The 19298-nt window shown below is 42.1% G+C and carries 16 protein-coding genes and 1 pseudogene; 9 read left to right on the top strand and 8 right to left on the bottom strand.

From position 1 onward, the window contains the following. The 4 genes and pseudogenes from EO92_RS07315 to EO92_RS07305 form a co-directional block, all read left to right on the top strand. Positions 1-350, top strand: a pseudogene (locus EO92_RS07315) (hypothetical protein); the annotation flags it as partial. A 102-nt stretch (positions 351-452) separates the two neighbouring features. After that, complete coding sequence (locus EO92_RS17060; RefSeq protein ID WP_235283237.1) at positions 453-665, top strand: hypothetical protein; 213 nt, start codon at positions 453-455, stop codon at positions 663-665. Between the two features lie 482 nt (positions 666-1147). Further along, the gene (locus EO92_RS07310; RefSeq protein WP_048136091.1) at positions 1148-1432 is read left to right on the top strand and encodes a non-histone chromosomal MC1 family protein; all 285 of its coding nucleotides are present in this window, start codon (positions 1148-1150) and stop codon (positions 1430-1432) included. Between the two features lie 247 nt (positions 1433-1679). Beyond that, positions 1680-2111 carry a metal-dependent hydrolase gene (locus EO92_RS07305; RefSeq protein WP_048170438.1) on the top strand — a complete coding sequence of 144 codons (432 nt, stop codon included), beginning with the start codon at positions 1680-1682 and terminating at the stop codon, positions 2109-2111. 509 nt (positions 2112-2620) lie between these two features. Here EO92_RS07305 and EO92_RS07300 read toward each other — a convergent pair. From EO92_RS07300 to EO92_RS07280, 5 genes are all read right to left on the bottom strand, one after another. Then, complete coding sequence (locus EO92_RS07300; protein WP_048170436.1) at positions 2621-3019, bottom strand: transcriptional regulator protein; 399 nt, start codon at positions 3017-3019, stop codon at positions 2621-2623. Between the two features lie 724 nt (positions 3020-3743). Continuing rightward, a complete protein-coding gene (locus EO92_RS07295; RefSeq protein ID WP_048170434.1) occupies positions 3744-4355 on the bottom strand; it encodes an orotate phosphoribosyltransferase-like protein in 612 nt (203 codons plus the stop codon). 1152 nt (positions 4356-5507) lie between these two features. Next, a complete protein-coding gene (locus tag EO92_RS07290) occupies positions 5508-5780 on the bottom strand; it encodes a YkvA family protein (RefSeq protein ID WP_048170432.1) in 273 nt (90 codons plus the stop codon). 177 nt (positions 5781-5957) lie between these two features. Beyond that, the gene (locus tag EO92_RS07285) at positions 5958-6458 is read right to left on the bottom strand and encodes a type 1 glutamine amidotransferase domain-containing protein (protein ID WP_048170431.1); all 501 of its coding nucleotides are present in this window, start codon (positions 6456-6458) and stop codon (positions 5958-5960) included. Positions 6459-6650: 192 nt separating this feature from the next. Then, positions 6651-7835, bottom strand: coding sequence for a PLP-dependent aspartate aminotransferase family protein (locus EO92_RS07280; protein ID WP_048170429.1), 1185 nt, complete (start codon positions 7833-7835; stop codon positions 6651-6653). A 263-nt stretch (positions 7836-8098) separates the two neighbouring features. Between EO92_RS07280 and pncB the strand changes: the two genes are divergently transcribed. Then, complete coding sequence (gene pncB, locus EO92_RS07270) at positions 8099-9304, top strand: nicotinate phosphoribosyltransferase (protein ID WP_048170427.1); 1206 nt, start codon at positions 8099-8101, stop codon at positions 9302-9304. Positions 9305-9484: 180 nt separating this feature from the next. On the opposite strand, the gene EO92_RS07265 is transcribed toward pncB, so the two are convergent. The 3 genes from EO92_RS07265 to EO92_RS07250 form a co-directional block, all read right to left on the bottom strand. Continuing rightward, positions 9485-10111 carry a LysE family translocator gene (locus tag EO92_RS07265; RefSeq protein ID WP_048170425.1) on the bottom strand — a complete coding sequence of 209 codons (627 nt, stop codon included), beginning with the start codon at positions 10109-10111 and terminating at the stop codon, positions 9485-9487. A gap of 264 nt (positions 10112-10375) precedes the next feature. Further along, complete coding sequence (locus EO92_RS18940; protein ID WP_082107966.1) at positions 10376-11251, bottom strand: DUF134 domain-containing protein; 876 nt, start codon at positions 11249-11251, stop codon at positions 10376-10378. 250 nt (positions 11252-11501) lie between these two features. Next, positions 11502-11765, bottom strand: coding sequence for a DUF134 domain-containing protein (locus tag EO92_RS07250; protein ID WP_369793130.1), 264 nt, complete (start codon positions 11763-11765; stop codon positions 11502-11504). Between the two features lie 2210 nt (positions 11766-13975). On the opposite strand from EO92_RS07250, the gene cdhA reads away from it, so the two are divergent. From cdhA to EO92_RS07230, 4 genes are read left to right on the top strand one after another with little or no spacing between them, the layout of a single operon-like run. Beyond that, positions 13976-16393: a CO dehydrogenase/acetyl-CoA synthase complex subunit alpha gene (gene cdhA / locus EO92_RS07245; protein ID WP_048162662.1), complete on the top strand. Its 2418-nt coding sequence runs from the start codon at positions 13976-13978 to the stop codon at positions 16391-16393. 2 nt (positions 16394-16395) lie between these two features. Further along, positions 16396-16908, top strand: a complete 513-nt coding sequence (gene cdhB, locus EO92_RS07240) for a CO dehydrogenase/acetyl-CoA synthase complex subunit epsilon (protein ID WP_048135321.1) — start codon at positions 16396-16398, stop codon at positions 16906-16908. Positions 16909-16932: 24 nt separating this feature from the next. Beyond that, complete coding sequence (cdhC, locus tag EO92_RS07235) at positions 16933-18345, top strand: CO dehydrogenase/CO-methylating acetyl-CoA synthase complex subunit beta (RefSeq protein WP_048170421.1); 1413 nt, start codon at positions 16933-16935, stop codon at positions 18343-18345. 56 nt (positions 18346-18401) lie between these two features. Next, the gene (locus tag EO92_RS07230) at positions 18402-19163 is read left to right on the top strand and encodes a carbon monoxide dehydrogenase accessory protein CooC (RefSeq protein WP_048170419.1); all 762 of its coding nucleotides are present in this window, start codon (positions 18402-18404) and stop codon (positions 19161-19163) included. Positions 19164-19298 lie beyond the last annotated feature (135 nt).

Here is a 19298-nt window from a genome sequence, read left to right as displayed (position 1 = left end):
GCGGTGCTCTGCACCTGACTTCAACACATTTGAAAAGCGTTCTATCAGCCAATAATCATTATAATGCTGCTAATTTTTCTGGTTGTTTCCCTGCTGGTAGAAAATGTACTGTGAATATGTATAATAATGACCTCACAAGTTTAGATATTTCCAATGATCCCGGTTTACTTTATTTAAATGCTAGTCGTAATTCATTAAATCAAACAGCAGTAGATGTGGTACTCCAAACACTGGATTCATATAATACTAATGGTGGGGATTTAGATTTAACTGGAAATGCTGCACCATCAACTACAGGAATAGCACATGCAAATAATTTAACTGCCAGGGGATGGAAGGTTCAAAGTTAAAAAAATCTACCAGTTGCAAATTTAACAAGTCTGCTTGTTTGCGTATCTTCATAAACGATAAGGTATAATAATAAATTGGAGTGAATAATTGTGCATAAATTTATGAAAATAGTGGGTTGTATCTTAGCAACAATAGGGTTTGCTTGTGTTGTAAAACATATCATGCATTACAAAGAAGGTTGCTGTTTGTGTGGTTGGCATAAAATAAAAGTAGAAGACGAAAAACCAACTGGTGAAACTGTATCGCATAAAATAAAAGTAGAAGATGAAAAACTACATGGTTCAAGGTATGGTTCTAATCCGGTCCGTTATTAAACCCGACAACCATACGTGGAAGGATTATGCCAGGCTTCCAGGATAAGGATAGGCATGTTGGAAATCCGGCATGAAGGTCGTGCCTTATTTTTGCCTGTTGGAGGATCAACTCCAGGCACAGGTTGACCTTCTTACCGACCAGCTGCACAAAAAGGATGAGTTAATAGAAAACTTAAGTATTTGTAACGAAAGAACTCAGGTAATGAATAATTCAGTTGAAGTCAAATCAGCCATCTAGCTAATGAAAGTTATTTAATACATTCTTAACTACTGCCTATATTATTTCATCACAGATCCTAAGATATAAATATTTACATATACCCCATTTTGACAACAATATAGAAAAATTTAGTTTATATATTCTTCCTAAAATAATGGGGATCTTATCACAAACCAATAACTATCGACAACATTCAAAGAAAAAGTTTATATGCTTTAACACTTAATCAGTCTCTAGTAACATATTTTGCGAGATGACTCTTATGTCTGACACAAGAAATTTTGTATTAAGAGACGAAGACGGCAATGAACACGGAGTTTTCACTGGAAAACAGCCTCGTCAGGCTGCTCTGAAAGCAGCAAACCGGAGCAACGGGACAAAATCCAAACCGGAGATTCTCCGTCTCAGGGAACGCGGGACAAAGAAGGTGCACATTTTCAAGGCATGGAAACAAGTTGTCAAAGCCCCAAAAAATAGGCCTAGCTGGATGCCAGAGAAAATCAGCAAGCCCTTTGTCAAGAAAGAGAGAATAGAAACAATCGAATAAATATAAAGGAAGCAAAAGGTAAATAGGTTTTATAGTAAAACTTATTTACCTTATTTTCAGACAGCAACCTTTTACCCTAAAATATTGCTATTTCTCTGTTTTTTAACCTCAACTCGAGACCAATGGTCTATTCCAGCCAGTTTAATATGGCGGACTTTAGGTCAAAACGTTGCTATTTTGGTAAAGTTCTGCAAGAAACAGATCTTTAGACCATATTTATATGTAACTAAAGTACCTTTTAATTTTGATGCTTCTTTTTGGACATATTGGCGTCACGCTGGGGGTATTTTTCGGATTTGCATTTTTTATACCACAATTAAGGACCATTATAGATCCAACATATCTGGTCATTGGATCGCTCCTTCCAGACTTTATAGATAAACCTCTAGGAATGGTTATCTTTTCTTCTACCATTGCAAACGGACGGATAATAGCTCATACATTGTTATTTTCTTTTACCCTCTTTCTGACAGGTTTATACTTATATGATAAAAGAGGAGATATCAAAGTCCTTACCCTTGCAGCAGGTTCTATTTTTCACCTTATGGAAGATCAGATGTGGACATCGCCTCGAACTTTATTTTGGCCTCTCCTGGGATGGCGTTTCCGCAAAAATCCGCATCAAACTGGACTAAAATACTTAATAACGCTTTTTAAAAGATCTTTTAGAGAGTTATAAAACAGACGATACTTATCATGATACTTATCATTAGTCATATGTTAAAGAATATTTTAGAGACTGTTTATTATTTTCGGGTTTTTTTGACGATCCCATAAGATATTAAAAAGTCTCCTGGTGTCGCGTCAATCCCCAAAGATTGAATAATTCTGAATAGTTGTTCTTGATTTTATATGACATTTTACTGCTGACGCGACACTAGAATATCTATCGAGTTTGTAGTGATCTGGACGGGAACCAAGCATAGCTTCTGTAACCCTCCACATACCGAACACGTACACATACCTGGAAGCCACGTACAAAGACGAAGGCTATCGCCGGGAAAGGATAGGTTAAGGCGTGAAGGCGTTGCCTGTCGAAGAACCAGCTGCACATTAAGGATGAGAAGATAGAAAAGCTAAATGAAGCTACCCAAAAGCAAGCTGTCCATATTAAATGTTTTTTTCCATAATAGTGAATTCCCAAAAAGGATTGTCAGCCATTATGGAGTTAATCCTGTTTGAAAGCCTTCACTTTGAGGAAGTGAGAGCCACCTGTTTGCTCATCACTTTCAGTTTCTTGATTACTGAGATGGTTGCCTGAGATTCTTTGTAAATCTGGTCTTCGTAATAACTTATGATCTCGTCAACCGGAGCCGCAAGAGAATAAATCTTCATCGGCCGCCCTTTTCCAGGCTTTTTTTCGGAGCGCATATTAACCCAGGACTTATCGCACATTAACCTCATTGCAAGACTGACTTCGGGTTGCCTTAATCCAGTACTTATTTCAATTTCCCAGGATGAAGCTTCGTCTACATTCATAAGATATGCCATGGTTGTAGCGGCATTTCTTGACATCCCGAGATCACTTAATGCTTTAATAAAAATATGGTCGTTTTCGTCCAACATTTTTACTTCAGAATCTTTCATGATAACCCCTCAAAATCTCTAGTTTTATGGATTGTTTGTCAGCTTAAAGAATGGTTGTATAATTACTCATTAAACTTGATGACACGTTATAAACATTTTCAAAATATATGTATTTACATAATAAAAAGGTGCCGTTTTGACATTTTGAATAGAATAAAAAACGCTTTTTCTTTATTCCCTGGTTAACCACGTAACATACCCAAAAAACCCTCTAGCAACCTTATCACAAGGTGTGAATCCGGGTATTGAGTATTTGGCCCATCGGCTCAGGATATTAAGAAAACTGATAGGGTGAGCATTTCTGTCGAAGGCATTGTAGTGATCTGGACGAGAATCCGGGATAGCTATTTTGCACGTATCTCCCGAAGACGTATCTCCCGAAGACGTATCTCCCAGACCTAAGCACATCTAAGCACATCTAAGCACATCTAAGCACATCTAAGCACATCTAAGCACATCTACCTGAAAGCTAGTCTAAAAGGTCAGGGCTATCGCTCGGGATAAGGATAGGTATTCTGGACATCCGGCGTGAAGGCCTTGCCTTAGTCTCATCCATAGGGTGACAAACTCTTCAGGCACAGGTTAACCTTCTGAGGCTCCAACGCGAAATAACTCAGGTCCATGTTTACACTGTGCTTAACTATTTTCGTAAGCATCTCCATCGATTTTGTTCCAAAATAATTATGTGTTGTCTAAGTTATTTCGTAACGAACCTGGGTATTTTTCAGTCCAAACGTACAATTCTTACAAGAGACTGAATCGGAACATTAGAGATTGTATCTGCACCTTTTTTATCGACCAGTACCGCTACAACTCTTGGTTTTGCATCCATTTCTCTCAGCTGCTCAATTACTTCCATACTGGTGGAACCGGTGGTAACAACATCATCCACGATAACGCAGTTTTTACCGGCAACTGATCCAAAATTTCTGCTGATGGTCCCCCTGTGGCCTGTCTGAACAATATCCTGTCCTTTACGATGATAAATCGCTAAATCTGCACCCAGTTCATATGCCATCATGCTTGCCAGGGGAATACCATTGGCAGCAATGCCAACAACCACGTCTACCTCGGAGTTTTCCTTTTCCAGGGTCTCAAGCACCATGTCACAGAGTGCAAGCGAGATGTTGTGGAGACGTTCAGCACTTTTCCCTATACTGCTCCAGTTTACAGAAATATCTTTTGGAGCGGGGGTTATTTCTTCTTTTTTTGAACGGGTTAAAAGCCAGGTAACCGTTTCTCTTGAAACGTTGAGTTCATCGGCAATCTGGGCGGTAATAAGCCCATTACTCTGCAGTTCCACAGCTTTCTGGATTAAATCTTCTATATCCTTCATGTTTCTATTCCCACCTTAAATTTTTATCCGGCTGTATTTCCGGGACCTCTAAATTAAGACAGTATTATAAGATCAAGCGTTATATCTTTTTTTTCAGCTTAAAATTGAATCTTTTATAATTCCTTTTTTTAAGAGGAAAGCCGCAGATGGGAGTAGACTCCCCTTTTATCAAAAGTTTTTCTGCAGTCCATACATTGCTTTTGCCCGATAATTATGTCCTTAATCTTTTTCATCTGGATTCCGTTAAGATACACAACTTCTAAAAGTGTTAATTTTATGCCAGCATCTAACATTTAAGTATGGAAATCGCAAAAATGGTATTCGGAGTTGTACATAAAATTCGTTAACCGATGACAAAAGATACATCACCTTGAGACCAATGATCCATTCCAGCCAGTTCACTATGGCGCAGAAGACACTTATAATACCATCAATTATCCCAATATGGCAGTAGCTTAAAAATCCATTTTGCCTTTAATGAGTAGAGTGAGCAAATCGGCAAATATATTCTACATCTGTGTACATCTGTGGAATGTAGGGTGAAAACAAGAAAGTCTCACAAAATTAACCTTTTTTAAGGAATTTTTTTGGTACTCTTAACCGATTTGCTTGATAATTTGTGAATAAGAAATATTGCTGCTAAAAATATTATTGGTGGTATTAAGCTTATTAAGGTGGTTGTATAGTCTAATGTTATTGTTTTCATTGGGTTTTCTTTAATAAATATAAAAAAGTAACTAATAAAGTAAATAAGAACCGTTGGCGCTAAGAGTATTGCTTTGTCTATTGTTGCATTTGTTGTTTTTTGTGAGATTGACACATTTTTGATTATACGAATTGCTGTTTATATATTTTGTGTTTGTTTGTATTTATACAATAATACTATCGATGGAAAGCAGCCAAATAGACAAGTTGATGAACTCATCATATATCAAAATATTACAAAGTCTTTTTAAGATACCATAATCCTGGCATTCTCACTCAATAGCAAGAAACAGCATTAATAAAGCACAAAATATTCACTGATTTCAAAATTTGGCCGTGTCCTTGAGTTAGTTATCAATTTCGAAAAAGTGATTATATCCCCTGTATTTGAGGAAAATAGAAAGAATTTCTCATGCCTACGTTTTTCAATAACTTACCCTACAACCCTTATTTCTTTAAAATCTTAACGTAATTTTCTATATATACCTCTTTGGGTACTGATTTTATTGCAATATACAAAAGAACAGGAAGGATTACCATATCGTCGAGATGTCCAATTATAGGTATGAAATCAGGTATTAAATCGATTGGTGATAATGCATAGCCTATAGTAATCCATAACAATATTTTTGTAATTTTGGGGGTGCGAGAGTCTGTGTATAGAAGTTTGCATAATTCTATGTATTTTTTTGCATTATCCTTTATTTCTTTTAGTTTCATCATGTCTCTCAAAGAGAGAGACTTAATGATCTATAAATAATTACTTAAAGATAATACTTTTTTCATAGGAGTTACGCACTCGATGTAAAAAATCAAATACAGTAAAGATCATGGTTTAAATTTACATTTTAGGTATTTTGCCTACCATCCCCAAAACCCTGTACTCCTAAAAATAGTTTAGTTCAGCAGTTTAATCATTTCCCTTCCAAAAGCGTAAAGGTCAGAGGGGTTCCTTGATGATACTAAATTTCCGTCCACGACAACTTCACGATCTTCGTAAAGTGCTCCTGCGGCCATAATGTCGTCCCTTATTCCTATCCAGCAGGTGGCTTTCCTGCCTTTTATAACGCCTGCCGAAACAAGAACCTGGGGGCCGTGGCAGATTGCAGCAACGGGTTTGTTTTCCTTGAAAAAGTGTTTTACAATCTCAAGGGCATCTTTGTCGAGCCTCATTTTTTCGGGCCCTCTTCCACCGGATATCACAAGGATGTCATAATCTGCAGGGTTTACATCCTTAAAGGCGATGTCAGCGTCAATTTCATACCCGTGCTTTCCCGTTATCGGCCCCCTCTTCATAGAGGCGACATGTGTGGTAATTCCTTCTTCTTTCAAACGGTGGTAAGGGTAGAAAAGTTCGAGGTCTTCAAACCCATCGGCTCCGAATACAAGTGCTTTCATATGAAATTCCCCCGGATTTCAATTTGCGGTTTCGGTCTCGCGGTTCAGTCTTTCAATTTAGCTTACGGTTTGTCTGGTCTTGCGGTTCTGGTTTTATGCTTTTAATGTTGTAGATAGAAGATTATTCCAGCGGCAAATATACCTTGTCGGGTTCCGAAAATAAAACAGGTGAAATCCTCTTCCTGCCCAGCATTAAGTTTTTGAAAGGGCCTGTTCAAGGTCTGCAATTATATCTTCAGGGTCCTCGATTCCCACAGATAGCCTGACAAGTCCGTCTTTAATTCCGACCTTATTTCTTATATGCCCTGGAATACAGGCATGGGTCATGGAAGCAGGGTGCTGAATAAGGGTATCAGTTGCCCCGAGGCTCACTGCAAGGGAGCAGAGTCTGACGCTGTCCATAAGCCTGCGCCCGGCTTCAACCCCGCCCCGGATCTCGAAAGAGAGCATTCCACCATACCCGCTCATCTGTTTTTCTGCGATCTCGTGCTGGGGGTGGCTTGAAAGCCCCGGATACCTTACCCATATCACTGCGGGGTGGGACTCAAGGAAGCTCGCAACCTTCATGGCGTTTTCGGCATGCCTATCCATCCGGATGTGCAGGGTCTTAAGCCCCCTGATGCAGAGCCAGGCTTCGTGCACTCCCATGATCCCGCCTGTATATCCGACAACCTTTCCCAGGCATTTCATAAAATCCCTGCTTCCTACAACGACTCCGCCGAGCAGGTCTGCGTGCCCGCCTATGTATTTTGTACAGCTGCTGAGGGAAACGTCCGCCCCGAGCAGAAGAGGCTTCTGGAAATAAGGCGTGGCAAAGGTATTGTCTACGACGCAGATGGCTCCCTGTGCCCTTGCAAGCCCGGCAATTTCCCTGATGTCACAGACAGTTATTGTGGGATTGGCAGGCGTTTCCAGAAAGACCATTTTAGTTTCGGGCTTAAAGGCTGCCCTCACATTTTCTATATCGGACGTATCAACAAAACTGACATCTATCCCAAGCCCGGGCAGAACCTCTGAAAAAAGGCTGTAGGTGCAGCCATACACCACATCCGTTGAGATCAGGTGGTCTCCCTGTTTCAGGGCAGAAAGCACAACTGCAGTTATTGCGGCCATTCCTGAAGCAAAAGTCTGTCCTGCCTCCCCACCCTCAAGCGCAGCAACCTTTTCGGCAAGGACCGCATGTGTTGGTGTGTTCGGAGGGATTCTTGCGTATACATACCCGGCTTCCTCTCCTGCAAATCTGGCAGCACCCTGTTCTACATTCTCAAAAATAAAAGTTGAAGTCTGGAATATCGGAGTCGTGTGCGCCCCGAAGACCGGGTCCGGCTTTTCTCCTGCATGCACGCATTTTGTTGCGAACTTAAGTTCTCTTTCCATTTCCCCAAAAACCCCTGTTAAAATTAATTTTCAGAATAAGTATCTGTCTTTCAGGTAATTATTTGTTTGGCGGGAAAGACAGGAAAAAGATTTAAAGCCTGCCCAATCTTAATAAAGAAAACTTGCTTTTATGTGGGTACATTAGAAATCAGCAATTTTAAAAATATAAAAGGCTATATACATGAAGCAAAAAGCCGAAATATTACTAAGAAGTTACGGATGTTGCACCAGAAGCAACCTAAAACGTTAAAGGAAGGCCTTCCGTGATAAAATCCATACTTGATAACGATCTTTACAAGTTCACCATGCAGATGGCTGTACTGGAACTATTCCCCAAAGCAGAAGCAGAATACCGTTTTACCAACCGGGGACCCCAGCGCTTTTCCGAAGAGTTTGTAGTAGAGCTCCGGAGAGTCATAGACGAAGAGATAACCGGATTAAGGCTGACAGAAGAAGAATATCATTGGCTTGGTGAATACTGTCCTTTTCTGAAACCCATGTATCTTGAATACCTCAAAAATTTTCGTTTCAGACCCGAGGAAGTAAAAGTCTGCCTCACAGGGGAAAAAGAACTTGACATACGGATAAAAGGGCCCTGGCACAGCACGATTCTGTGGGAGATTGTCCTTATGGCTGCGGTTTCCGAGCTCTATTTCACAACTATAGAGAAGGAGTGGAACGGGAACACGATAAGCCCGGGTACATCCGAATCCGTAATTGCAGCTTATGGAGACAAAATTCTGGAAATCGGAAAGGCTCTTGAGGAAAACGGCTGTCTTTTTTCTGAATTCGGGACCCGCAGGCGGAGAAGCTTTGAACTCCACGACCATGTGATGAAAAACCTCCTGCAGATAAAAACCCTCACAGGAACAAGCAATGTCTATTTTGCAAAGAAGTATGGTTTAAAACCTATAGGTACGGTAGGTCACGAATGGATAATGGGCACTTCTGCTCTTATAGGACTCAGGTACGCTAACCGCTTCGCTTTTGAAAATTGGGTGGAGGTCTACAAAGGAGACCTTGGAATTGCCCTTACGGATACATTCGGCTCTGAGGCTTTTTTTAAGGATATGGACCTGAAGCTGTCAAAAATCTACGACGGCTTCAGGCATGACAGCGGAGACCCTCTCATCTTTGTGGACAGGGTTATAGAGCATTACAGGAAAATGGGCATTGACCCCATGAAAAAGGTAATTGTTTTCAGCGACGCCCTCGACGCTGAAGCTGCAATCCGGCTTAAAAAGTACTGTCAGGGCAAAATAAACTGTAGTTTCGGAATAGGCACAAGCCTTACCAACAATTATGAGTTCTTCCGGGAAAGCCCTCCCCTGAATATGGTAATAAAACTCCACAGTGTAAACGGCATTCCGGTAGTGAAATTAAGTGACTCCTCCGAAAAAGAGACCGGAGAAAGGGATGCCCTCAGGGTTGCAAACTATATCGTTGGAAGAAAAGGGCTTGATGAATGACTTAAAGAAGAAGGAAAAAGAGAAGGAAAAGGAAGAGAAAAATACTGCAAAATAACTCACGGTGAAAAAGAAAAAATATTATTTTATATTTTTCCCAGCCCGCTTAAAGGAAAAAACTTAAAATCGGACAATTTCAGCTTTTGAAGACTTGAATCATTAATTAAATCGGAAGTTTTTTACTCATTTGTGGGACAGCGCAAGTTTTACCCCTATTACGGTAAAGATGCCTGCTTTCCCCCACTTGATGTACTTCCCGATTCCGGGCTTTTGTGTAATTTTATCGCCAATAGTTCCGGCAAAGACCGAGATTGCAGAAAAAATCAGCCAGGCCTGCACCAGGAACACTATTCCCAGGAATACCATCTGCATGGGGACACTGCCTGCTCCGGTATTTACAAACTGGGGAAGAAATGCAAGGAAGAAAAGGGCAACTTTAGGATTAAGGACATTCATGAAAATCCCGCGCCTGTAAAGGGCAAACGCATTATTTTCCCGGACAGGGGCAGAAGACACCAGCTGTTCACTCTCTTTTAAGGCATTCCAGGCAAGGTAAAGCAGGTAAGCTGCCCCGGCATATTTTACGATTTCGAAGGCAAGGGCAGATTTATACACAAGGGCGGAAATCCCGAATGCAGCTGCACTGGTATGGACAAGTATGCCTGTACACAAACCCGTTGCTGTTGCAATTCCTGCCATTTTTCCCTGTGAAATGCTCTGAGTGAGAACGAATAGAATGTCGGGCCCCGGAAGAAATGTAAGGGCTGCGGAGGCTGCAATGAAATAGAATAATTGAGATTGTTCTATCAAGCTTTCTCACATTTTCCTTTAAAAACTTACAAATATGCGTGGAATAAAAAATATGTCTAATATACAAAAAATTTTTAACCTACAAAAAGTAGGTCTAATCTCCAAGCAATTTTATTTAAATTTCTGCAACTCTTCAGGTAGTCTTGTAAAGACTGCCTGAAGAGTTATTTTTTCTATACATTTCATTTCAGTTGAAGGAAATGTATAGAATAAACATGCCCTCGCAGAAATTGCATTTTTCTTTCAATATACAGTTATCTCACTTTAATGATGAGAGCAGTTGCATGTGCCCGTAGTAGACAATTCTGATAGTATCCCATCGTTAAAGTTCTGAACTGCATCGGAAATCTTGCCCGCAGCTCCTGCAAACACCTTAATTTTATTTTCAGCCAGCGACATTAACGGTCTTCCGCCAATGCCCGAGACAAGTACGATCTCGACATTTTGAGATTTCAAGATTCTCGAAGGGGCAGCACAATTATGCTCGCCATCTATAGCCCTGTTGCTTATCGTCCTGATTCCAGTAATGGCTTGATCACGTACATCTACAATGGTAAAATATTCGCATGAGCCAAAATGGGCACATACATCAGACTCCAATCCAGAATCACTCATCGATGGTATAGCTATTGTTGTCACTTTTTTGCTTCCTTCATTAGTATTCCTGCTGCTTTCCCTTTTTTTAGGGCAACAGTAATCGTTTTCAATAAACCTCTTTCCCCTTCCATCGCCGCCGAGTCGGAAAATTAGATCGGAACCACAATTCGGACAGCTTGCGGGACGAGACTGATTGCACTTTGGTTCCCACACATGATCGCATTCTTTACAGAAAAAATCGACCTTGCATTCACCACTATTAACGTATTCTCCTCCAGAAATCTCGATTGCCTTTCCGTTGACAAGAGCATCAGCCACCTTCTGTCGTGCCTTTTGGAGGTCGCTCCAGAAAGTTTTCCGGGATACTCCCATTCTGTCAGCAGCCTCGCTCTGCTCTACCTGGAGAAGATCACAGAGACGAATAGCCTCAAGCTCTTCTATGGATAGGTTGGCGATTTCCAGATGGCAAAGAGGGATTTCTCTGGGTTTGTAATAGGTGGCCTTTGGAAAGCAAGATACCCTGCGTTTAACTCTATTGACCATCAAATTACACTTATGCGACACGTAATAAATATCTATCGATCAATATATTTCACTTAAAGCGTTTAAAGTATACCTTAACATCGTCATTAAGGATTAGAGTAAACACAAAATACCATAATAAAGCCAAAAGTATCTACTCAGCTGGAATGCCATCAAACCAGGAATCCAAAAGTTTGAGACGATTAAAGTTACCAAAAAATCCCCGCATATAGCGGCCATAAGTGTTTTGCTGGGAACAGAAATCGACCTTTCATTCACCACTATTAACGTATTCTCCTCCAGATATCTCGATCGCTTTTCCGTTGACAAGAGCATCAGCCACCTTCGGTCTTGCCTTTTTGAGGTCGTTCCGAAAAGTTTTCCGGGATACTTCCATTCTGTCAGCAGCCTCGCTCTGCTCTACCTGGAGAAGGTCGCAAAGACGAATAGCCTCAAGCTCTTCCAGGGACACGGCAATAATTACGTGAACGCTTAGCGGAATTTCACTGAGTTCGTAATAAGTAACTTTTGGGATTCTTGATACTCCGCTTAACTCAATCGACTGTCAAAATACTCAAAAGAGATGTTGTATAAATAACTAATGCTACAACAATTTAACTATTGATAAAATTAATAAGCTCCGAAGCCATTTTTATGATTCGGCATTTTAAGTACAAAATCGATAGCAACAAACTCATAACTGTATAAAAGGGGATTATAAATATGACATTTACTTAATAGTTTTGTACCCTATGTCCGTTAGTCCTGTGGCTATTTTCTGCCTTTTACACCTGATTTAACGTAAAAGTTCTGCCAATCACTGGTACTTTCGTTTTATCCCTTATTCGAATAATTTCATGTTCATTTCTTATGAAAAAGGAGTAGATGATGCCGTTTTTCATGCTTTATTAGGAGTCAACGACTCGTAAGAGTTTAAATAGGATTTATACAACGGATTTATTTATTTTTATAATTAATCCGAACAGAAATGAAAACTATTTATAGTACGTCGCTTATGTGTAATTTAGGAGTCTAACCGAAAAGTGCTGTGACCTACTGTAACTTCTACAATCAGCGATCACAAATGAACGGATTCCGGATAATGAACACTAATTGTCCAATTGTAAATTTTACAACATGCATAGAACTTTTCGGATAGTCTCTAATATCTCTTTTATTATTCTGAGATCACAACTTTTACCAATACAGGACTTACCCACTTTATTATTCTGAGATTACAACTTTTACCAATACAGGACTTACCCACTTGAGGTCTAAAACAAAAGCGTTGAACCCCCAACTCTCTGAAAATTCAAGTTTTAACTGTTTAATTTACTGTACTTGATTTTGTATTGTAAGTGTGTAAATTCTAAAACGTTAAAAACGATCTACTAAAAATGTCATTTAAATAGCTGGAACTTTCAAGCAGACGTCAATATAAATTGCACAGTCAGTCTCAGTATGTTAAATATCGTAAATACAATCCTCTGATAAAGTGGCTTTAAGCGTATTTAGGAGGTAAAGCTAAAATGAGCAAATTAACTACCGAGAGTTTTTCTATAGAAGATCTTGAATCCGTCCAGATCACTATCAATAATATTGTAGGGGCAGCAAAAGAGGCTGCGGAAAAATAGTAAAGTAGCTCGTTAAAGCAGGCCCCACACTTTTCCCAGGACTTTAGGATGTCGTTCCAGAACGTTTTATGGGACACCCTATTCTGTCAGCAGCCTCATTCTGCTCTACCTGGAGAAGGTCGCAAAGACGAATGCCTCCTCTTCTAAGGACACGTTAATAATTACGAGAACATTTAGTGGAATTTCACTGAGTTCGTAATAAGTAACTTTTGGGATTCTTGATACTCCGCTTAACTCAATCGACTGTCAAAATACACAAAAGAGAGGTAGTATAAATAACTAATGCTACAACAATTTAACTATTGATAAAATTAAAAAGCTCTGAAGCCATTTTTAGGATTCGGCATTTTAAGTACAAAACCGGTAGCAATAACCCCATAACTGTGTAAAATGTGAGTATGACTATGACGTTTACTTAATAGTTTTGTATCATATGTCTGTTAGTCATGTGGCTATTTTCTGCCTTTTACACCTGATTTAACGTAAAAGTTCTGCTACTCACTGGTACTTTCGTTTTGCATCTTATTCGAATAATTTCATATTCTTTTCTTAGGAAAAATGAGTAGATGATGCCGTTTTTCATGCGTCACCACGAGTAAACGACTCGTAAGAGTTTAGATTGGATATATATAATATAATTTTTTTATTTTTATATTTAAACCGAACAGAAATGGAAATTATTTATAATACGTCGCTAATGTGTAATTTAGGAGTATATCCAAAAAGTGCTGTGACCTACTGTAACTTCTACAATCGACAAATCACAAAAGAACGGATTCCGGATAATGAACACTAATTGTCCAATTGTAAATTTTACAACATGCATAGAACTTTTCGGATAGTCTCTAAGATCTCTTTTATTTTTATGAGATCACAATATTTACGAATATAGGACTTACCCACTTGATGTCTAAAATAAAAGCAGTGAACTCCCAACTCTTTAACAATTCAAGTTTTAACTGCTTAATATACTGTACTTGATTTTGTATTTTAAGTGTGTAATTTCTATAAAAAGTGAAAAACGATCTCTAAAAAAGTCATTTAAATAGCTGGAACTTTCAAGAATCGTCGGACGAAGTGACTTTAAGCGTATTTAGGAGGTAAAGCTAAAATGAGCAAATTAACTACTGGGAGTTTTTCTATAGAAGATCTTGAATCCGTTCAGATCACTATCAATAATATTGTAGGGGCAGCAAAGGAGGCTGCGGAAGAAAAAGCAAAAGAATTAGGTCCGATGGGACCTACTAATCTGGCCAGCATAGCATCCTACAGAAGCTGGAACTTGCTTCTCCTTAACCGCTACGAGCCTGTTTTAACCCCCATGTGTGACCAGTGCTGTTACTGTACCTATGGACCTTGTGACCTTTCCGGAAACAAAAGAGGAGCCTGTGGTATTGACATGGCTGGCCAGACAGGAAGGGAATTCTTCCTCCGTGTAATTACAGGTACTGCATGCCATGCTGCCCACGGACGCCACCTGCTTGACCATGTGATCGAGATCTTTGGTGAAGATCTTCCACTCAACCTTGGAGAATCAAATGTCCTGACCCCTAACGTCACAATCTGCACAGGACTCAGCCCAAAGACCCTCGGAGAATGCAGAGCTCCAATGGAGTATGTTGAAGAACAGCTCACCCAGCTCCTTGCAACCATCCACGCAGGTCAGGAAAGCGCAGAAATTGACTACGACTCAAAGTCCCTATTCAGTGGTAGCCTGGACCACGTCGGCATGGAAATTTCTGATATTGCCCAGATCTCGGCATATGATTTCCCGAAAGCTGATCCGGAAGCCCCTCTCATTGAAATCGGAATGGGAACCCTTGACCAGTCCAAGCCAATCATTGTTGTCATCGGGCACAACGTAGCCGGTGTAACCTACATCATGGACTACATGGAGGACAATAACCTCACCGACAAGATGGAAATTGCAGGGCTTTGCTGTACCGCATTCGACATGAGCAGGTACAAAGAAGCCGATAGGAGACTCCCATACGCCAAAATCATAGGGTCCCTGGCTAAAGAACTGAAGGTTATCCGTTCCGGAATGCCTGATGTCATTGTTGTCGACGAACAGTGCGTCCGCGGTGATGTCCTGTCAGAATCCCAGAAGCTCAGGATCCCTGTTATCGCTTCCAACGAAAAGATCATGATGGGCCTGCCGGACCGCACAGATGCAGATGTGGATTCAATAGTTGAGGAACTCAAGTCAGGGGCAATACCTGGTTGTGTAATGCTGGACTATGAAAAGCTCGGAGAACTCGTCCCGAAGCTTGCCGAAGTAATGGCCCCAATCCGCGATGCAGAAGGTATCACAGCAATCCCGACTGACGAAGAGTTCAAAGTATACATTGACAAGTGTGCCAAGTGCGGAGAATGCCTGCTGGCATGTCCGGAAGAGCTCGACATCCCAGAAGCTTTTGAATATGCATCCAAGGGGAGCTACGAGTACCTTGAAGCCCTCCATGATATCTGTATCGGGTGCCGCCGCTGCGAACAGGTCTGTAAGAAGGAAATCCCAATCCTGAACGTAATTGAGAAAGCTGCACAGAAGGCTATCAGCGAAGAGAAAGGATGGGTCAGAGCCGGCAGAGGACAGGTAAGTGACGCCGAGATCAGGAAAGAAGGCCTGAACCTCGTTATGGGGACTACCCCAGGCATCATCGCAATCATCGGATGTCCGAACTACCCAAGCGGTACCAAAGATGTTTACCTCATCGCCGAAGAGTTCCTGAAGAGAAACTACCTCCTGGCCGTTACCGGATGTTCCGCAATGGACATTGGTATGTTCAAGGACGAAGAAGGCAAGACCCTTTACGAAAGGTATCCGGGTACATTCGCAGGTGGCGGACTGCTTAACAATGGTTCCTGTGTGTCCAACGCACACATCACTGGAGCCGCTGAGAAAGTTGCCGGAATCTTTGCCCAGAGGACCATGGCAGGAAACCTGGCAGAAATTGCAGACTACACTCTCAACCGTGTAGGCGCATGCGGACTTGCCTGGGGTGCATACTCTCAGAAAGCAGCCTCAATCGGTACCGGATGTAATATCTATGGTATCCCGGCAGTGCTCGGCCCACACAGTTCCAAGTACAGGAGAGCCCTGATTGCCAAGAACTATGATGAGTCCAAGTGGAAAGTCTATGACGCCAGAGATGGCTCAGAGATGAACATCCCACCAGCACCGGAATTCCTGTTGACAACCGCAGAGACCTGGCAGGAAGCAATCCCCATGATGGCAAAAGCCTGCATCCGCCCGTCCGACAACAACATGGGCAGATCTATAAAGCTGACCCACTGGATGGAGCTTTCCTTGAAGTACCTCGGAGTAGAACCGGAAGACTGGTGGAAGTTCGTTAGAAACGAAGCCGACCTCCCACTTGCCAAGCGTGAATCACTCCTCAAGAGGCTTGAAGCAGAGCATGGCTGGGAAATTGACTGGAAGAGGAAGAAAATTATCTCCGGTCCGAAGATTAAGTTCGATGTCTCAGCACAGCCAACGAACCTCAAGAGACTTTGCAAGGAGGCCTGAAAATGGTAGACACTACCAAAAACACCAAGCTTTTTACCAGTTACGGAGTGACAACTTCCAAAGCGACCACCCCTGAGGTAGCAGCCAAGTTGATTTCAAAGGCAAAGAGGCCACTCATTGTGGTTGGGACAAAGATCCTTGATCCGGAACTCCTGGCCAGGGTAGTGAAGATTTCACAGAAAACAAAAATTCCTATTGCAGCTACCGGAAGCTCTATGCCCGGCTTTGTTGACAAGGATGTTGATGCAAAGTACATCAACCTTCACCAGCTAGGCTTTTATGTAACAGACCAAAACTGGCCCGGGCTTGACGGCAATGGGACTTATGACACACTCATCGTCCTTGGGCACATCAAATATTACCTCAATCAGGTACTGTCCGGGACTAAAAACTTCAGTAGTATAAAGGCAATCGCAATTGACAGGAACTACATCCAGAACGCAACAATGTCCTTCGGAAACCTGAGTAAGGCAGACCACTATGCTGCCCTGGATGAACTTATTGATGCATTATAATTCTATTTAGGAGGCGAAAACACAATGGCAGAATTCCCATTTGACATTTCCCCAATGTATGAAGGAGAAAGAGTAAGAAAAGAAGGAATGTTTGTAGAGCTTGGTGGCCCGAAGTCCGTCGGTCTGGAACTTGTCCGTGCGGCAGATATGGATTCAATCGTGGATGACAAAGTAACAATTGTCGGTCCTGACCTTAAGCAGCTCGAAGAAGGGAAGACATACCCCTGGGCAATGGTCTTTAACATTGGTGGAGAACTTGTCGAGCCTGATCTCGAATCAGTCGTAGAAAGGCGTGTTCACGACTTCATCAACTACTGCCAGGGCATCATGCACCTGAACCAGAGGTACGATGTCTGGATGAGAGTTTCCAAGGACACAGCTGCAAAGATGGACTCCTTCGACTCCTTCGGAAAAGCTGTAATGATGCTCTTCAAGAGTGAACTGCCCTTCATCGAGAAGATGCAGGTTACCTTCTACACCGATGAAGAAGAGGTTAAGAAGCAGCTCGAAGCCGCAAAGGATATCTTCAAGGCAAGAGACGCAAGGACAAAAGACCTGCACGATGAAGATGTGGATGTCTTCTACGGATGCACACTCTGCCAGTCCTTTGCTCCGACCAACGTCTGCGTAGTCTCTCCTGACAGGGTTTCCCTCTGTGGTGCAATCAACTGGTTCGACGGCCGTGCAGCAGCAAAGGTAGACCCCGAAGGCCCCCAGTTTGAAATCGCCAAGGGTGAACTTCTTGATGCCAATATGGGCGAATACTCCGGTGTGAACGACATTGCCAAGAAACTCTCCGCCGGCGAATTCGACAAGATCAAACTCCACTCCTTCTTTGACTCCCCGCACACATCCTGCGGCTGCTTTGAAGTAGTCGGGTTCTACATCCCTGAAGTCGACGGTATTGGCTGGGTTAACAGAGAGTACCAGGGAATGGCCCCGAACGGTATCGGATTCTCCACAATGGCCGGTCAGACCGGTGGCGGAAAGCAGATCGTAGGTTTCCTCGGTATCGGTATCAACTACTTTTATTCCCCGAAGTTCATCCAGGCTGACGGCGGCTGGAACAGAGTAGTGTGGCTCCCCTCGATGCTTAAGGAGAAGATTGACGAAACCATCCCTGCAGACCTCAAAGACAAGATCGCAACCGAGAAAGACGCAACTGACATCCAGTCCCTGAAGGCCTTCCTCGAAGAGAAGAAACACCCGATAGTTGCCACCTGGGCAGCAGCTGAAGAAGAGGAAGAAGAAGAAGAGGAAGAAGAAGAGGAAGTAGCTGTTGCAGCCGCTCCAATGATGATGCCTGCAGCCGGCTTCCAGATGCCTGCAATGCCAATGATGTCCGGCGGTTCAGGTAGCGGAATAAAGCTGACCTTCAAGAACGCAAAGATCACCATTGACAGGATGATCATCAGCGAGAAGAAGGAAAAGAAATAACTGAGTGACGACAGGCTATTGCCTAAAACAGAAAAACAATCCAAAAGGGGTATGCTGTGACAAAAGTAATTGCAATAACGGGAAAAGGTGGGACTGGTAAAACAGCGGTAGCGGCTCTTCTGATCCGCTACCTTTCCAAAAACGGGAAGTTTACACTGGCAGTTGATGCAGACGCAGACACTAACCTGCCAGAGACCCTTGGCTGTGAGAACGTAAAAACCGTAGGGGACGCAAAGGAGTCCTTGCAGGCTGAAATCAAAAAACCAAGGCCTGACAACCCCGATATGAACAAGGAATCGGTACTCAAAAGTAAAGTATATGAGATCATTGAAGAAATGCCGGGATATGACCTGCTGGTAATGGGCAGGCCCGAAGGGACAGGCTGCTACTGTTACGTAAACAACCTCCTCCGTGGCATCATGGACAAACTGATCGTGAATTATGATGTAGTTGTCATTGATGCGGAAGCCGGGCTTGAGCATTTCAGCCGGAAAATAATCCGGGACATTGATGATCTTATTGTTGTAACTGACGCCTCACGCAGGGGATTCAGGACGGCCGAAAGGATTCGTGAACTTGTGAGTGAACTGGATTCAAATGTTGGCAAAATTCACGTTATTGCAAACAAAGTTACAGATGCAAACCGCGAAGAGCTCGTGAAACTGGCCGGGGATCTGAAACTTAACCTGATTGGGGTGATACCTCTAGACCCGAAAATCGAGGAAATGGACATAAAAGGTATACCTCTCTTTGAAATCCCGGATGATTCGGTTGCTGCAGTAGAAGTCGAAAAAATAGTACAAAGACTGGGGTTCTGACCCCGGTTTCCTTTTGAACCTGTGGATTATGCAGAAAACCGTACCGGAAAAAGAGAACAGGAACCAATGGCCGGTTTAAGAGCTTGAAACGGCATTTAGAATCATCAGAATAACGGAGCAGGAGTCATTCCTGCC

This window comes from Methanosarcina sp. 2.H.A.1B.4 (genome assembly GCF_000979385.1).
Taxonomy (GTDB): Archaea; Halobacteriota; Methanosarcinia; order Methanosarcinales; family Methanosarcinaceae; genus Methanosarcina.
The sequence above is the reverse complement of the archived record's forward strand: the minus strand, read 5'-3'. Positions and strand labels throughout refer to the sequence as shown.

Bases quoted from the DNA above. Each gene is read 5' to 3' on its own strand.
- EO92_RS17060 (WP_235283237.1), top strand. From the start codon at position 453: ATGAAAATAGTGGGTTGTATCTTAGCAACAATAGGGTTTGCTTGTGTT.
- EO92_RS07310 (WP_048136091.1), top strand. From the start codon at position 1,148: ATGTCTGACACAAGAAATTTTGTATTAAGAGACGAAGACGGCAATGAA.
- EO92_RS07305 (WP_048170438.1), top strand. From the start codon at position 1,680: ATGCTTCTTTTTGGACATATTGGCGTCACGCTGGGGGTATTTTTCGGA.
- EO92_RS07300 (WP_048170436.1), bottom strand. From the start codon at position 3,019: ATGAAAGATTCTGAAGTAAAAATGTTGGACGAAAACGACCATATTTTT.
- EO92_RS07295 (WP_048170434.1), bottom strand. From the start codon at position 4,355: ATGAAGGATATAGAAGATTTAATCCAGAAAGCTGTGGAACTGCAGAGT.
- EO92_RS07290 (WP_048170432.1), bottom strand. From the start codon at position 5,780: ATGAAACTAAAAGAAATAAAGGATAATGCAAAAAAATACATAGAATTA.
- EO92_RS07285 (WP_048170431.1), bottom strand. From the start codon at position 6,458: ATGAAAGCACTTGTATTCGGAGCCGATGGGTTTGAAGACCTCGAACTT.
- EO92_RS07280 (WP_048170429.1), bottom strand. From the start codon at position 7,835: ATGGAAAGAGAACTTAAGTTCGCAACAAAATGCGTGCATGCAGGAGAA.
- EO92_RS18940 (WP_082107966.1), bottom strand. From the start codon at position 11,251: ATGGTCAATAGAGTTAAACGCAGGGTATCTTGCTTTCCAAAGGCCACC.
- cdhA (WP_048162662.1), top strand. From the start codon at position 13,976: ATGAGCAAATTAACTACTGGGAGTTTTTCTATAGAAGATCTTGAATCC.
- cdhB (WP_048135321.1), top strand. From the start codon at position 16,396: ATGGTAGACACTACCAAAAACACCAAGCTTTTTACCAGTTACGGAGTG.
- cdhC (WP_048170421.1), top strand. From the start codon at position 16,933: ATGGCAGAATTCCCATTTGACATTTCCCCAATGTATGAAGGAGAAAGA.